We start from the raw sequence: 14,447 nt of genomic DNA, 5'->3' as shown, positions 1-14,447 counted from the left end.
CACGACCGGCATCAAAGAAACCCCCGCCAGCCCTGACGGGCCGGACGGGGGTCTCTCTGGCAGTGCCCCCAGTAGGGCTCGAACCTACGACCTGCGGATTAAAAGTCCGTAGCTCTACCAACTGAGCTATAGGGGCGTCGCGTGCGGTGCACGACTTGTGGCAGTCTACCGAACCGCCGACCGACGCTCCGGCACGACCTCTCGTGTCAGACGGTCAACGACTGGCGCTCGACCGAACGGACGGCCGCCGTGAACTCCGGAATGAACTTCTCCGCGCCCAGCACACAGCACGCATGGCCACCGGCGACATCGAAACGCTGAGCGCCCGGGATGCCGTCGACGAGCAGTTGCTGCCGTTCGGGTTGCACCACCTTGTCGAACGTCGAGACCACCACCGAGGTCGGCACATCGATCTCACCGAGCCAATCGCGCGAATCGAATCGGGCCATCGCCTCGGCGAACACGCCCTGCAGACCGAGTCTCGTGGAGGTGACCTGTGCCAGACCCCATTTGACCGGATGAGCGGTCGGGTCGTCGAGGATCCGTTCCGACGGAGTGGGGAGAACCTTTTCGACGACGCTCAGCGCCTTGCCGAGACGCTGCTCGAGCGCCAGCCGAGCGGGATCGATGCTGGAGAAGTACGGGCCGGTCGAACAGAGGACGAGCCCGGCCACCCGGTCGGGGCTGCGGCGCCAGGCGAGCTGTGCGATGCCTCCGCCCATGGAGAATCCCGCGGCGATGAACGAGTCGATCCCGAGGCTGTCGGCGACGGCGACCACGTCGTCCGCGCAGTCGTCGAGTGAGAACGTGTCGGACTCGATCCCGCGACCGTGCAGACGGTGGTCCATGGTGATGACGCGGAAGTCGCGTTCCAGGAGCGGGATCACCGGATACCAGCAGAGCAGTCCGGTGGTGCTGACCGAGTGAAGCAGAAAGACGGCCGGACCGTCGCGCCGCCCGGAGTCGGTGACGAAGGTCTCCCCGCGTCCCGGAAGCTCGAGCCGCCGGCCCGACGGGACCCCGGTGACCGGATGGGGACGCATGGCGTGACCGATGCCGCGGCGCATGGTGGCGAGACGACTGCTCAGTGCTGGCATCCCTCCAAAATACACCCGCCCGAGAGGGTCGTCCCTGCTCACAAGCTCCTCTTAGACAAATATGAGAATCCATCTCGTGCGGGCAGCGCGCATCTGACATACTCCGCGACGTGATTCCGATTGACCGCCCGAAGCTCGAGGGCTCCATCGCCGTCGGCGACAAGCGACGCCGACGCATCGGCTTCTCCGAGTTCGGCTCCCCCGGCGGCCCGGCCGTCGTGTGGCTGCACGGCACCCCCGGAGCCCGACGGCAGATCCCGACCGAGGCGCGCGAATACGCCGAGACGCGCGGCTTCCGCCTGATCGGGCTCGACCGGCCGGGCGTCGGGTCGTCGACGCCTCACCGGTACGAGTCGATCGCCGACTTCACGCTCGACTTCCAGACCGTCCTGAACACCCTCGGCGTCGACCGCTTCTCGGTGATCGGACTCTCCGGCGGCGGCCCGTACTCACTCGCCGTGTCGCGCTTCCTGCCCGACCGCGTGGTGTCGACCGGGATCGTCGGCGGTGTGGCTCCGGTCAACGGACCCGACGGGATCCGCGGCGGCGCCGTGGACCTCGCACAATTCGCCGTTCCGTTGCTCAATGTGGCCGGCCGACCGATCGGGTCGGTGCTGAGCACGGTCCTGGGCTTCGCGCGGCCCATCGCCGACCCGGCGATCAGCCTCTACGGCCGCCTCTCCCCCGAGGCCGACCGGGAACTGCTCTCACGCCCGGAGTTCCGGGCGATGTTCCTCGACGACCTGCTGCACGGCGGCAGCCGCCGCATGGAGGCTCCGTTCGCCGACCTGCAATTATTCGTCCGCGACTGGGGATTCCGGATCTCCGACGTGGACGCCTATGTGCACTGGTGGCACGGCGACGCCGACAACATCATCCCGTTCGCCCACGGCGAGCACATGGTGAAACTGCTCCCGCACGCCGAACTCCATCCGCTGGCCGGCCAGAGCCACATCAGCGGCCTCGGCCACAGCATCGAGATGCTCGACATCCTGCTCGCCGCCTGGGATCGGCCGGCGGCGGGAAGCGGCGACGCCGGCCGCTAACCGGTCCCGGTGGTCGCCAACCCGGCAGCCAGACCCAGAATCAGTGCCAGCACCAGCACTTCGGTGCCGGCCCGGACGATGGACTCCCGCTCGCTCACTCCGTGCCGTCGTGCGCGCGGCAGCCACGACCGCCGGTGCCACCACGCCAGCGCCAGCGCCACCGCCAGCAGAACCGCCTTCGCCACGAGGATCCGGCCGTAGCCGGTCTCCCACAGCTGCGGACCCACACCGAGCTGCACCGCCGCGGCGACCACCCCGGTGACGGTCAACGCGCCTACCGCGGGCATCGCCCATCGGGAGAACTCCGGAAGCGTCCGGGCCCAGCCGCCTTTCCCGCGCACCGTGACGACCAGCGCGGCGAGCGTGCCGGCCCACCAGGCCGCACAGATCGAATGCACGGCGAGGAACACCGGGGTCCAGACCGACTCACCGCCGTGGCCGGTGACCGAGACCGCCAGCACGCCGAGGCCCGCGATCACGGAGACCAAGAGCACCGGCGGCTCCGCCCGGAGCGCGGCATAACCCCAGCCCAGGACGGCCAGCGATCCCACGGCGCCGACCAGCACCGGCAAGCCGGTCTGCACGCCGGTCGTCAGATCACCGACACCCACCTCGAACGGCGAGACCCCGATGCGGTCGGCCACCTGCAGCCATCCGCCGATGACGCTGGCGACTCCCCACATCGCCCCGGCGCCGACGATCACCCGGACCGAGGGCTCCGCGCCGATCAGCGGCAGTGCACCGAGGCCGAGCAGCAGCGAGAGCGAACCGATCGTCACCGCGCCGGCCCACGCCGCCGGCTCGGGTGCGGCCAGCGCCTGGCAGATCGCCACGCCCACCACCGCCAGAGCCGCCGCGGCGATGGCGAATCCGGCGCGCAGTCGCACCGTCTCGGCTCCGGGCATGCGGGTCAGCGTCGGCGACGGGCCAGCAGCAGCGCCAGCACACCGGCTACGACGATCACCACGACCACACCGCCGACGATGAACGGCCACACCTTCACACCGTTATCGGTCTCCGGCTGCCAGTCGTCGGCGACGGCGCCGGGGGTGCCGTTGCCCGCAGCCGTCAATTCGAAGGTCACCTGGCCCTCCACCGGGTGGCCGTCGGCCGACGTCACGCGGTAGTTGACCTTGTACTCACCGGCCGGCCCCAGTCCGTGCAGGGCAACGGATATGTCGCGACCGTCGACCGTGGGCTCGCCCTGCTGCCAGAAGTGTCCGTCGGGGCCGACCACCTTGAGCACCGCGTACGAGGACTTCAGGTTCTCGTTGAAGGTCAGCGTCACCCGTTCGGGAGCCGTCGCGACCTTGGCCCCCTGCTCGGGGTCGGAGCCGACCAGCGCCGAATGCGCCGACGCCGGGCCCGCCACCAGCCCCACCAGGAGAGCGGCGGTGGCCGCGAGGACCGCGAAGACAGAAGAACGTGCGAGGAACCTGGACATGCGCAGAACACCTGACCTTGAAGACGTTACGGACACAGACGAGGCGGCCCGCGCCGACTCCCCTCCATCGTGGCACGCAGCGACGCATTAGCCTGAAGGAGTGTCGGTCTACTCACACGGTTTCGCCCGTCTCGCCGCTGCCGTCCCGCAGGTCGCCCTGGCCGACCCGCGTCAGAACGCCTCGCGCACCGTCGAACTGATCCAGCAGGCCCATCGGGAGTCGGTGGCCGTCGTCGCCTTCCCCGAGCTGGGCCTCTGCGGCTACAGCGTCGACGACCTCGTCCAGCAGGATGCATTGCTCGACGAGGTGGAGGCCGCGCTGGCCGCCGTGGTGGCCGCGACCGCTGAGACGACGCCCGTGGTGATCGTCGGCGCTCCGCTGCGGGTGGACGACGCCCTGTACAACTGCGCGATCGTGATCCACGGCGGCCGCGTGCTCGGCGTCGCACCGAAGTCGTACCTGCCCAACTACCGCGAGTTCTACGAGCAGCGCTACTTCGCCGCCGCACGCGACGCGGTCCGCGACACCGCCGTCATCGGCGGACAGCGCGTGCCGTTCGGCGCCGACCTGATCTTCGAAGCAGACGACCTGCCCGGCCTGCGAATCCACGTGGAGGTGTGCGAGGACGGATGGGTGCCGATCCCACCGAGCACCTGGGCCTCGTTCGCCGGGGCCACCGTACTGGTCAACCTCTCGGGCAGCCCGGTCACGGTGGGCAAGCAGGCGTACCGGCGGTCGCTGGTGACCGGCCACTCGGCGCGCTGCATCGCCGCGCAGGTCTACGTCTCGGCCGGCTTCGGCGAGTCGACCACGGACCTGGCCTGGGACGGCGACGCACTGATCGCCGAGAACGGCACCCTGCTGGCGCGCACCGCGGGCTTCTCGATGGAACCGCAGCTGATAGTCAGCGATGTGGACCTCGACCGGCTGCGGCAGGAGCGGTCCCGGATGATCTCCCTGCGCGACCAGGTGGGCGATTTCGCCGAACGCTCGCGAGCGATGCGCCGCATCTCGTTCGACCTCGACGTCCCCGAGACCACCGGGGCTCTGCGCAGGACGGTCGCGCGTTTCCCGTTCGTTCCCGCCGACGCCGCCGACCGAGACGAGCGGTGCCACGACGTGCTGAACATCCAGGTGCAGGGGCTCGTCGCGCGGCTGCGCTCCACCGGAATCGACAAGGTGGTCATCGGCGTCTCCGGCGGTCTCGACTCCACCCTCGCGTTGCTCGTCGCCATCCAGGCCTTCGACGCGATGGGATTGCCGCGCACCAACATCCACGCGTACACGATGCCCGGCTTCGCCACCGGCGGCGCCACCCTGGCGCGCAGCCACGTCCTCATGGACTCGCTCGGCGTCACCGGCAACGAACTCGACATCCGGCCGTCATGCATGCAGATGCTCGCCGACCTGAAGCATCCGTTCGCCGACGGGGAACCGGTCTACGACGTCACCTTCGAAAACGTCCAAGCAGGAGAGCGCACCTCCCACCTCTTCCGGCTGGCCAACCACCTCGGCGGGATCGTGCTGGGCACCGGCGACCTGTCGGAGCTGGCGCTAGGCTGGTGCACCTACGGGGTCGGCGACCAGATGTCGCATTACAACGTCATCGGCAGCGTCCCCAAGACGCTGATCCAGCATCTCATCCGCTGGAAGATCAGCACCGCCCGCTACGGACCCGAGACCGTCAGCACCCTGCAGGAGATCCTCTCCGACGTGATCTCACCGGAGCTCGTGCCCGCCGACGCCGAGGGCAACATCCAGAGCACCGAGGACCACGTCGGCCCGTACGAGCTGCACGACTTCTTCCTCTACTACCTCACGCGGTTCGGCTACCGGCCCAGCAAGATCGCCTACCTCGCCCGGCAGGCGTGGGGCGACCGGAGCCGCGGCGCGTGGTCGGATCTGATGCGCGACGACGAACGCAACGAGTACGACGAGGCCACCATCGACAAGTGGCTGACGGTCTTCTTGAAGCGGTTCATGTCGAGCCAGTTCAAGCGCACCGCGATGCCGAACGGCCCGAAGATCGGGTCGGGTGGATCGCTCTCGCCGCGCGGCGACTGGCGGTCGCCGTCCGACGCACCGTCGTCGTCCTGGCTGCGCGAACTGCACCCGGACTGACCCCGGTCGGGGTCTAACCTGGCAGCATGTCCGATTCACAGCGCAACCCCCTCGGCCCGCTCGCTGCCTTCGCCGGTCTCTGGCGAGGTACCGGCGCCGGACACTATGCGACGATCGACAGCTTCACCTACGACGAGGAGATCGAGCTGTCGCCGAGCGGACGGCCCTTCCTGTTCTATCGATCGCGCACGCGCGCACCGGGCGGCGGCCGCCCGATGCACACCGAGACCGGCTTCCTGCGTCTGGCGGGCAAGCAGCACGCGGAACTGTTGGTGGCGCAGCCGACCGGCTTCGTGGAACTCCAGCGCGCCCCCGCTCACCACGCCGTTCTCGAGTTCGCCCAGCACACTCTGGGCGTCTCCCCCGACGCGAAACAGGTGCACGCGGTGAAACGCCGTTTCGAACTCGCCGGCGACACCCTCACGTACGACCTGTGGATGGCCTACGCCGACGTCCCCGTCTCGCACCATCTGCACGCCGAGCTCCACCGAGCCTGAGGCGGCGCCGACGCCGGTTCGGGTTCGCCGACGAACTCGACGTACGCCTGGAGCCCCCGGAACAGCAGAACGCCCGCCCCGCATCAGCGGGACGGGCGTCCTGAGTCGTCAGACTAGATCACTTGATGATCTTGGTGACGCGGCCGGCACCGACGGTGCGGCCACCCTCGCGGATAGCGAAGCGCAGGCCCTCGTCCATGGCGACCGGCTGGATGAGCTTGACAGTCATCTCGGTGTTGTCGCCCGGCATGACCATCTCGGTGCCCTCGGGGAGGGTCACGACGCCGGTCACGTCCGTGGTGCGGAAATAGAACTGCGGACGGTAGTTGTTGAAGAACGGGGTGTGACGGCCGCCCTCGTCCTTCGACAGGATGTACGCCTGGCCCTCGAACTCGGTGTGCGGAGTCGTGGTGCCCGGCTTGACGATGACCTGACCGCGCTCGACGTCCTCACGCTTGAGGCCGCGGAGCAGCAGACCCGCGTTGTCGCCGGCCTGAGCCGAATCGAGCAGCTTGTGGAACATCTCGATACCGGTGACGGTGGTCTTGGTGCTCTTCTCGCGGATGCCGACGATCTCGACTTCCTCGTTCACGTTGACCTCGCCGCGCTCCACGCGACCGGTGACGACGGTGCCGCGACCGGTGATGGTGAAGACGTCCTCGACGGGCATCAGGAACGGCTTGTCGGTCTCACGGACCGGGTCCGGGATCGACTCGTCGACAGCGGCCATCAGGTCCTGGATGGACTTGACCCACTTCTCCTCGCCCTCGAGCGCCTTCAGCGCCGAGATCGGGACCACCGGAGCGTCCTCGTCGAACTCCTGGGCGGCCAGCAGTTCGCGGACCTCCATCTCGACGAGCTCCATGATCTCCTCGTCGTCGACCATGTCGGCCTTGTTCAGTGCGACGAGGATGTAGGGGACGCCGACCTGGCGAGCCAGCAGCACGTGCTCGCGGGTCTGCGGCATCGGGCCGTCGGTGGCAGCCACGACCAGGATCGCGCCGTCCATCTGAGCGGCGCCGGTGATCATGTTCTTGATGTAGTCGGCGTGACCCGGAGCGTCGACGTGAGCGTAGTGACGCTTCTCCGTCTGGTACTCGACGTGGGAGATGTTGATCGTGATACCACGAGCCTTCTCCTCAGGCGCCTTGTCGATCTGATCGAAAGCGAAGCTCTCGTTCAGGTCCGGGTACTGGTCGGCGAGCACCTTGGTGATGGCCGCCGTGGTGGTGGTCTTGCCGTGGTCGACGTGACCGATGGTGCCGATGTTCACGTGCGGCTTGGTCCGCTCGAACTTCGCCTTCGCCACTTGTGTCCTCCTGGACTGTTGCTGCCGGGTGGTTCCCAGCAGTGGGTTTCTTACTTCCTGCCGTCGGCAGGAGCGGTCTTGCTGAACCGGTGTCCGGCCGGCCCGGCGTCGTGCCGGGACCTGGCCGTCCACCTTATTCGTTTGTGCGCGCGGATTCGATAGCCGACCCCGGCGCGAGCTCCGCCAAGGCGGAGGGCGAGATCACTCGCCCGTTGCCTTCGCGATGATCTCCTTCGACACGTTCGCCGGAACTTCAGCGTACGAGTCGAAAACCATGGAGTAGTTAGCCCGGCCCTGAGTCTTCGACCGCAGGTCTCCGATGTAGCCGAACATCTCCGACAGCGGCACCTGAGCCTTGACGACTCGTGCACCGCTGCGCTCCTCCATGGCCTGGATCTGGCCACGGCGGGAGTTCAGGTCGCCGATGACGTCGCCCATGTAGTCCTCCGGAGTCGTGACCTCGACGGCCATGATCGGCTCCAGGATGACGGGCTGAGCCATCTTCGCAGCCTCCTTGAGGGCCTGCGAACCGGCGATCTTGAAGGCCATCTCCGACGAGTCGACGTCATGGTACTGACCGTCGAGGAGGGTGACCTTCAGGTTGACCAGCGGGTAGCCGGCCAGAACGCCGTACTGCATCGCGTCCTGCGCACCGGCATCCACCGAGGGGATGTACTCGCGCGGGACACGACCGCCGGTGACGGCGTTCGCGAACTCGTAGGTCGCGCCGTCCTCGGCGTCGACCAGCGGCTCGAGCTTGATGATGACCTTCGCGAACTGACCCGAGCCACCCGTCTGCTTCTTGTGGGTGAACTCGTGCTTCTCGACGGTCTTGCGGATCGTCTCACGGTAGGCGACCTGCGGCTTGCCGACGTTGGCCTCGACCTTGAACTCGCGCTTCATGCGGTCGACCAGGATGTCGAGGTGGAGCTCGCCCATGCCGCCGATGACGGTCTGGCCGGTCTCCTCGTCCAGGTTCACCGAGAAGGTCGGATCCTCTTCGGCGAGCTTCTGGATCGCGGTGCCCAGCTTCTCCTGGTCGGACTTGGTCTTCGGCTCGATCGAGACGTTGATGACCGGGTCCGGGAAGGTCATCGACTCGAGGACGATGGGGTTCGCCGGATCGCACAGGGTGTCACCGGTCGTGGTGTCCTTGAGGCCGATCATCGCGTAGATGTGGCCGGCCACCGCGTCGTCGACCGGGTTCTCCTTGTTGGCGTGCATCTGGAAGAGCTTGCCGATGCGCTCCTTCTTGCCCTTGGTCGCGTTCATGACCTGGGTGCCCGGCTCCACACGGCCCGAGTACACGCGGACGAAGGTGAGCTTGCCGAAGAACGGGTGCGCGGCGATCTTGAACGCCAGTGCCGAGAACGGCTCGTCCTTGCTGGGCTTGCGGGAGATGATCTCTTCCTCGTTGCCCACGACGTGGCCCTCGATCTCGCCGATGTCCAGCGGGTTCGGGAGGTAGTCGATGACGGCGTCGAGCATGGGCTGCACGCCCTTGTTCTTGAACGCCGAGCCGCACAGCACGGGGTAGATCTCGGAGTTGATCGTCATCTTGCGGATGGCGCCCTTGATCTCGTCGATCGTGAGCTCCTCGCCGGCGAAGTACTTCTCCATGAGGGCTTCGTCCGACTCGGCGACCGTCTCGAGCAGCTTCTCGCGGTACTCGGCGGCCTTGTCGGCCAGATCCGCGGGGATCTCCTCGATGGTCGGCTCGGCGCCGATCTCGACGGTTCCGCGCCAGGTGATGGCCTTCATCTCGAGCAGGTCGACGACGCCGTCGAAGGCATCCTCGGCACCGATCGGGAGCTGCATGACCAGCGGCTTCGCGCCCAGGCGATCGATGATCGTCTGCACGGTGAAGTAGAAGTCCGCACCCATCTTGTCCATCTTGTTGACGAAGCAGATGCGGGGGACGTCGTACTTGGTGGCCTGGCGCCAGACCTGCTCGGACTGCGGCTCGACGCCCTCCTTGCCGTCGAAGACGGCGACGGCGCCGTCGAGGACGCGGAGCGCGCGCTCCACCTCGACGGTGAAGTCGACGTGACCGGGCGTGTCGATGACGTTGATCTGGTTGTTGTTCCAGAAGCAGGTCACGGCGGCGGAGGTGATGGTGATACCACGCTCCTTCTCCTGCTCCATCCAGTCGGTGGTCGACGCGCCGTCGTGGGTCTCACCGATCTTGTAGTTCACACCGGTGTAGTAGAGGATGCGCTCGGTGGTCGTGGTCTTGCCGGCATCGATGTGCGCCATGATGCCGATGTTGCGGACCTTGGTGAGGTCGTTGAGCACTTCCTGTGCCATTAGGTTCCCTTCGGGAAGTTTTTGGAACTGAGTCTGTCAGTGTGCGAGCGCATCGGACCGGGCTCGCGTGCGCATCCCCCGGTCCGATGCGGCAGCCTCACCAGCGGTAGTGAGCGAAGGCGCGGTTGGCTTCGGCCATCTTGTGAGTGTCCTCGCGACGCTTCACCGATGCACCGAGACCGTTCGAGGCGTCGAGCAGCTCGTTGGCCAGACGCTCCACCATGGTCTTCTCGCGACGCTGACGGCTGAAGGTGACCAGCCAGCGCAACGCGAGGGTGTTGGCGCGGCCCGGCTTCACCTCGACCGGAACCTGGTAGGTGGCGCCACCGACGCGACGGCTCTTGACCTCGAGGGTGGGCTTGACGTTGTCGAGCGCACGCTTGAGGGTGACGACCGGATCGGTGCCGGTCTTCTCACGGGCCTGCTCGAGGGCTTCGTACACGATGCGCTCGGCGGTCGACTTCTTGCCGTCCAGCAGGATCTTGTTGACGAGCTGGGTGACGAGCGGCGAACCGTAGACGGGGTCGCTGATCAGGGGGCGCTTGGGAGCGGGTCCTTTACGTGGCATTTAGATCAGTTCCCCTTCTTGGCGCCGTATCGGCTGCGAGCCTGCTTGCGGTCCTTGACACCCTGGGTGTCGAGCGAGCCGCGGATGATGCGGTAACGAACACCCGGGAGGTCCTTCACACGACCGCCGCGGACGAGCACCATCGAGTGCTCCTGCAGGTTGTGGCCCTCACCGGGGATGTAGGCGGTGACCTCGACGCCACTGGTCAGGCGCACACGGGCGACCTTTCGCAGAGCGGAGTTCGGCTTCTTCGGGGTGGTGGTGTACACGCGGGTGCACACGCCGCGGCGCTGCGGGCTGCCCTTCAGGGCAGCCGTCTTCTTGGCGGACGTCTTGTCCTTGCGGCCCTTGCGGACCAGCTGGTTAATGGTTGGCACTGAGTTCTTTCTCCTTGAGGACCGGCTCCCGCCGGGCCTTGTTCGTATTCGTTGCGGTTGGTGCTCCGGGCAAGCGGTCCGCCACGCTCACGCGTGGACAGATACTTCCGCAACTCGCCCCACCTGCACGTCTATGCAGGTCAGGTTCGAATCGTGCACCCGTTGTCGGGCGTGTCGCACGCCCTACGCCGATCCACGACTCCGCCCTCTCGGCGCCCGCTCGGACGCCGGAAGGTGAGCAGCACCCAGCTTGGCAAGGCGCCGACGAAATACTTTACCGCCCGGATTTACCACGGTCAAAATGATTGACACCACTGCGCGAACCGCACCGAAACAGTTCACTACCGGCGCCGATCATCCGGATTCGCCGACGCGGGTGAGCAACTGCCGAGCGGCCGCCCGGGCGCCGTCCACATCCCCGCCGATCACCGCCTCGACGACCTCGACGTGGAGCGCCTCGTACGACCTGTGCGCGCCGATACCGTGTTCGGCGATCGACTCTCGCAGCGCCGGCAGCAACGAGTCGTAGAACTCGAGATACACCTCGTTGTGGCTGGCGGCGACGATGGCGCGGTGCAGGTGCGCATCGGCCTCGACCGCTGCCGAGTGTACGGACTCTGCAGCGTCGGCGCCGTCCCAGAACCCATTGCGCTGCGCCAGCAGTCGACGCAGCGCGGCGATGTCATCGTCGTCCCGACGGCGGGCGGCCAGTCCGGCCGCGGTCACCTCCAGCGCCTCGCGCAGTTCCAGGAGGTCTTGCCGCCGGGCCGCGGCGAAGAAGTCACCGAGCGCCACCTCCTGCTCATCGGTGGCGATGACGTAGGTCCCCGACCCCTGCCTGCGCTCCAGCAGCCCCGCGTGCACCAACGCCTGCACTGCTTCGCGCACGGTGTTCCGCGCGGTACCGGTCATCTCACACAGCGCGGGCTCGGTGGGAATGCGCTCACCCACCTGCCAGCGGCCGGCGGCGATCTCGTTTCTCAGTTGCTGCGTCACCTGCGCGATGAGACTCTGACGCTTCACTGTCTGCACTCCTGCAGTCTAAATCACTTTGCCTCAATACAACCATTCATCCTACGATTTAGGCCATGGTCACCGATTCCGCGACAACCGCCGCACCATTCCGAACCCCGATCGGGGCCTGGCGCGGCCGCGTCATGGTCCTGGTCGCGATCGTGCTCTTCTCGCTCAGCCTCCGCACGGCCGTCACCTCGATCACGCCGCTGCTCGCGCGGATCTCCGACGACCTCGGCTTCGGCCACACCGTCAGCGGTCTGCTCGGCATGCTGCCGACGCTGATGTTCGGTCTGGCCGGCGTCTTCGCCCCCGCCCTCGGCCGGCGTTTCGGCATCGAGCAGACCACGCTGGCCGCGGTGATCCTCACCGGAGTCGGCATCGCCAGCCGTCCCTTCGTCGGCGGCGTCGCGGCGCTGCTCATCCTGTCCGGTGTCGCACTCTTCGGCATGGGAGTCGGCAACATCCTCATCCCGCCCCTGGTGAAGCGCTATTTCAGCGACAAGATCGCGCTCGTCAGCACGGTGTACATCACCTTCGTGCAGATCGGCACCGCGCTGCCCGCCGCGATGGCCGTGCCGGTCGCGGACGCGGCGGGCTGGCGGACCTCGCTCGCGATGTGGGCACTGGTCCCCCTCGCCGCGCTGCTCCCCTGGATGTGGGTGGTGCGCGAACGACGGGCCACCGTCCGCGCCGAGGCCGATCTGCCAGACGAGGCGCGTCCCGCGGTCGACGAGGCCGCGCGACTGCCGGTCTGGCGAAGCAGCATGGCCTGGGGTCTCACCCTGATGTTCGGCATGACCTCGTTGATGACCTACTCGATGTTCACCTGGCTGCCCGAGGTGCTCAGCGACGCCGGGGGCAGCGAATCACTCGGTGGTGCGATGGTCGCGCTGTTCTCCGGGATCGGGTTCGCGGGCACGCTGGTGGCGCCGGTCCTGTGTGCCCGGTTCGCCAATCCGTTCCCGTTCGCCCTGGGCTTCGCGGCCTGCTGGCTGGCGGGCTTCGCGGGGCTGCTGTGGGCGCCGCTGGCAGCGCCGTGGCTGTGGGCCGTCCTGATCGGCATCGGGCCCACCACCTTCCCGATGGCGCTGACGCTGATCAACCTGCGCAGCCGCACCAGCACCGGGTCGTCGTCGCTGTCCGGATTCGGCCAGGGCGTCGGCTACCTGCTGGCATGCGCCGGGCCGATGCTGTTCGGGGTCCTGCACGACGCCACACATTCATGGACCGTCCCGTTCGGCTTCCTCACCGCCACCGTCGTGGTGATGCTGTGCGGCGCCTGGGTGATCTGCCGTCCCCGGTACCTGGAGGACCAGCTCGGCTGAGCGATCAGCTCAGAGGCAGTTCCGCGACCGGGGCGCTGATCAGCTTGTCGGGCGTCGCGGCGTCGCCGACGGTGAATGCGACCGCGGTGGCACCGTGCATGTCGGTGATGACCGCGGTGGTCGACGGCGCGACGTCCGCGGCCGACATCGTTCCGGCGAGCTTCGGCCCGCTCGGCCCCATCAGCCACATCTGATAGATCGTGCCCGGCTCGGGGCGCGGCATGTCGTTCATCACCAGCACGCCCTCGCCGGTGGACGGCGAATACGTGACCGAGGCCTTGCCGCCCGCGACGGTTCCGGTGGTGGTGCGGACGTCGGGTGCGGCGAAGATCTGCTCGGCCTGCGAGGGCTCGGCCGGCTGCGACCGGTCGGCGAGCGTGTAGCCGACGACGCCGCCGCCGATCCCCAGGACCACCGCGGCCGCGGCGGCCACCCACGCATAGCGGATGCGCCGCGACGGCGGCTCGGGGTCGGCGACCGTCGGCTCGGGTTCATGCACCGGCGCCGTCTGCTCCTGGCCCGAGACTCCGTCGAGGACGCGGTCGCGCAACGCGGCCGGCGGCGGTGTGGCCGTCGCCTCGCTGATTCCGGCGAGTGCTTCGCGCACCGCCCTGAGCTCCGCCTCGAAGATCTGTCGGTCGCCGTCCTCGGCGCTCCCCACGATCCGCGTGATCCGGGCGCGCTCCACGTCGTCGACCGCGTCGAGGGCGATGAGCGCGGCGAGTTCACGCAGGTAGTCCGGGTCTTCACTCACCGCCCAAACACCCCCTCAGCCTCTTCAGTCCGTCTTTGATGCGGCTCTTGACCGTCGGCAACGGCACCGTGAGCCGTTCGGCCACCTCGCGATAGGTGAAGCCCTCGTAGAACGCCAGACTCACCGCCTGAGCCTGCAGTGCGGTGAGGGCGCCGAGGCACTCGCGCGCCCGCCGCCCGTTCTCCCGGGAGAGCACCTCCTCCTCGACGCCCGCGGTGATCTCGACCAGTTCGCGAACGCCGTACCGGGTGTCGCGGTCGGACGCCGATCGCTCCGACCGCACCCGGTCGACGGCCCGCCGGTGAGCGATGGTCAGCAGCCACGACACGGCGCTGCCGCGATCCGGCCGGAAATTCCGGGCCTCGCGCCACACCTGGAGGTACACCTCCTGCGTCACTTCCTCGCTGTACCCCTGATCGCGCAGCACCCGCAGCACCATCCCGTACACCCGCGCGCTGGTGCGGTCGTAGAGGTCGGCGAAAGCACCGCGATCTCCGGACGCGACGAGGCCGAGCAGGTCCTCCAGTTGTGCGCCGCCCGCGGTCATTGGCGGACCGCAGGCGAGTCGGCGTGTGTCATCGCAC

14 protein-coding genes and 1 tRNA gene are annotated in these 14,447 nt (G+C 67.8%); 4 read left to right on the top strand and 11 right to left on the bottom strand.

Annotation, left to right across the window (positions count from 1 at the left end; genetic code table 11):
- Positions 1-63 precede the first annotated feature (63 nt).
- Together P5P27_RS02355 and P5P27_RS02350 are read right to left on the bottom strand one after the other, a co-directional pair.
- Positions 64-136 (bottom strand) — tRNA-Lys (locus P5P27_RS02355).
- Between the two features lie 70 nt (positions 137-206).
- A complete protein-coding gene (locus P5P27_RS02350; protein WP_006894489.1) occupies positions 207-1,097 on the bottom strand; it encodes an alpha/beta fold hydrolase in 891 nt (296 codons plus the stop codon).
- A gap of 110 nt (positions 1,098-1,207) precedes the next feature.
- Here P5P27_RS02350 and P5P27_RS02345 point away from each other — a divergent pair, with 110 nt between their 5' ends.
- Positions 1,208-2,143 carry an alpha/beta fold hydrolase gene (locus P5P27_RS02345; protein ID WP_045537590.1) on the top strand — a complete coding sequence of 312 codons (936 nt, stop codon included), beginning with the start codon at positions 1,208-1,210 and terminating at the stop codon, positions 2,141-2,143.
- On the opposite strand, the gene P5P27_RS02340 is transcribed toward P5P27_RS02345, so the two are convergent.
- Complete coding sequence (locus P5P27_RS02340; protein WP_052692383.1) at positions 2,140-3,048, bottom strand: copper resistance D family protein; 909 nt, start codon at positions 3,046-3,048, stop codon at positions 2,140-2,142. The genes P5P27_RS02345 and P5P27_RS02340 overlap by 4 nt on opposite strands.
- A gap of 5 nt (positions 3,049-3,053) precedes the next feature.
- Complete coding sequence (locus P5P27_RS02335; RefSeq protein ID WP_006894484.1) at positions 3,054-3,587, bottom strand: copper resistance CopC family protein; 534 nt, start codon at positions 3,585-3,587, stop codon at positions 3,054-3,056.
- 100 nt (positions 3,588-3,687) lie between these two features.
- Here P5P27_RS02335 and P5P27_RS02330 point away from each other — a divergent pair, with 100 nt between their 5' ends.
- Entirely contained in the window at positions 3,688-5,709 is a 2,022-nt protein-coding gene (locus P5P27_RS02330) for an NAD(+) synthase (RefSeq protein ID WP_278126208.1), read from the top strand.
- 26 nt (positions 5,710-5,735) lie between these two features.
- Positions 5,736-6,206, top strand: a complete 471-nt coding sequence (locus P5P27_RS02325; protein WP_006894481.1) for a heme-binding beta-barrel domain-containing protein — start codon at positions 5,736-5,738, stop codon at positions 6,204-6,206.
- 118 nt (positions 6,207-6,324) lie between these two features.
- Here the strand turns inward: P5P27_RS02325 and tuf are convergent, their stop codons facing one another.
- The 5 genes from tuf to P5P27_RS02300 all read right to left on the bottom strand — a co-directional run bounded on the left by tuf (position 6,325) and on the right by P5P27_RS02300 (position 11,799).
- Positions 6,325-7,515 carry an elongation factor Tu gene (gene tuf / locus P5P27_RS02320; protein ID WP_006894480.1) on the bottom strand — a complete coding sequence of 397 codons (1,191 nt, stop codon included), beginning with the start codon at positions 7,513-7,515 and terminating at the stop codon, positions 6,325-6,327.
- A 201-nt stretch (positions 7,516-7,716) separates the two neighbouring features.
- Entirely contained in the window at positions 7,717-9,822 is a 2,106-nt protein-coding gene (gene fusA, locus P5P27_RS02315) for an elongation factor G (protein WP_006894479.1), read from the bottom strand.
- 97 nt (positions 9,823-9,919) lie between these two features.
- Positions 9,920-10,390: a 30S ribosomal protein S7 gene (gene rpsG / locus P5P27_RS02310; protein ID WP_006894478.1), complete on the bottom strand. Its 471-nt coding sequence runs from the start codon at positions 10,388-10,390 to the stop codon at positions 9,920-9,922.
- Between the two features lie 5 nt (positions 10,391-10,395).
- Complete coding sequence (rpsL, locus tag P5P27_RS02305) at positions 10,396-10,767, bottom strand: 30S ribosomal protein S12 (protein WP_006894477.1); 372 nt, start codon at positions 10,765-10,767, stop codon at positions 10,396-10,398.
- Between the two features lie 354 nt (positions 10,768-11,121).
- Positions 11,122-11,799, bottom strand: coding sequence for a FadR/GntR family transcriptional regulator (locus P5P27_RS02300; RefSeq protein ID WP_278126204.1), 678 nt, complete (start codon positions 11,797-11,799; stop codon positions 11,122-11,124).
- A 56-nt stretch (positions 11,800-11,855) separates the two neighbouring features.
- Between P5P27_RS02300 and P5P27_RS02295 the strand changes: the two genes are divergently transcribed.
- The gene (locus P5P27_RS02295) at positions 11,856-13,109 is read left to right on the top strand and encodes a CynX/NimT family MFS transporter (RefSeq protein ID WP_278126202.1); all 1,254 of its coding nucleotides are present in this window, start codon (positions 11,856-11,858) and stop codon (positions 13,107-13,109) included.
- Between the two features lie 4 nt (positions 13,110-13,113).
- Here the strand turns inward: P5P27_RS02295 and P5P27_RS02290 are convergent, their stop codons facing one another.
- Positions 13,114-13,863, bottom strand: coding sequence for an anti-sigma factor (locus P5P27_RS02290; RefSeq protein WP_278126201.1), 750 nt, complete (start codon positions 13,861-13,863; stop codon positions 13,114-13,116).
- Positions 13,856-14,410 carry an ECF RNA polymerase sigma factor SigK gene (gene sigK / locus P5P27_RS02285; RefSeq protein ID WP_278126199.1) on the bottom strand — a complete coding sequence of 185 codons (555 nt, stop codon included), beginning with the start codon at positions 14,408-14,410 and terminating at the stop codon, positions 13,856-13,858. The genes P5P27_RS02290 and sigK overlap by 8 nt, the downstream gene beginning before the upstream one ends.
- Positions 14,411-14,447: the final 37 nt, after the last annotated feature.

This window comes from Gordonia sihwensis (genome assembly GCF_029632925.1).
Taxonomy (GTDB): domain Bacteria; phylum Actinomycetota; class Actinomycetes; order Mycobacteriales; family Mycobacteriaceae; genus Gordonia; species Gordonia sihwensis.
Note: the sequence above shows the minus strand (reverse complement) of the source record. Positions and strands in the feature narration are given on the sequence as shown.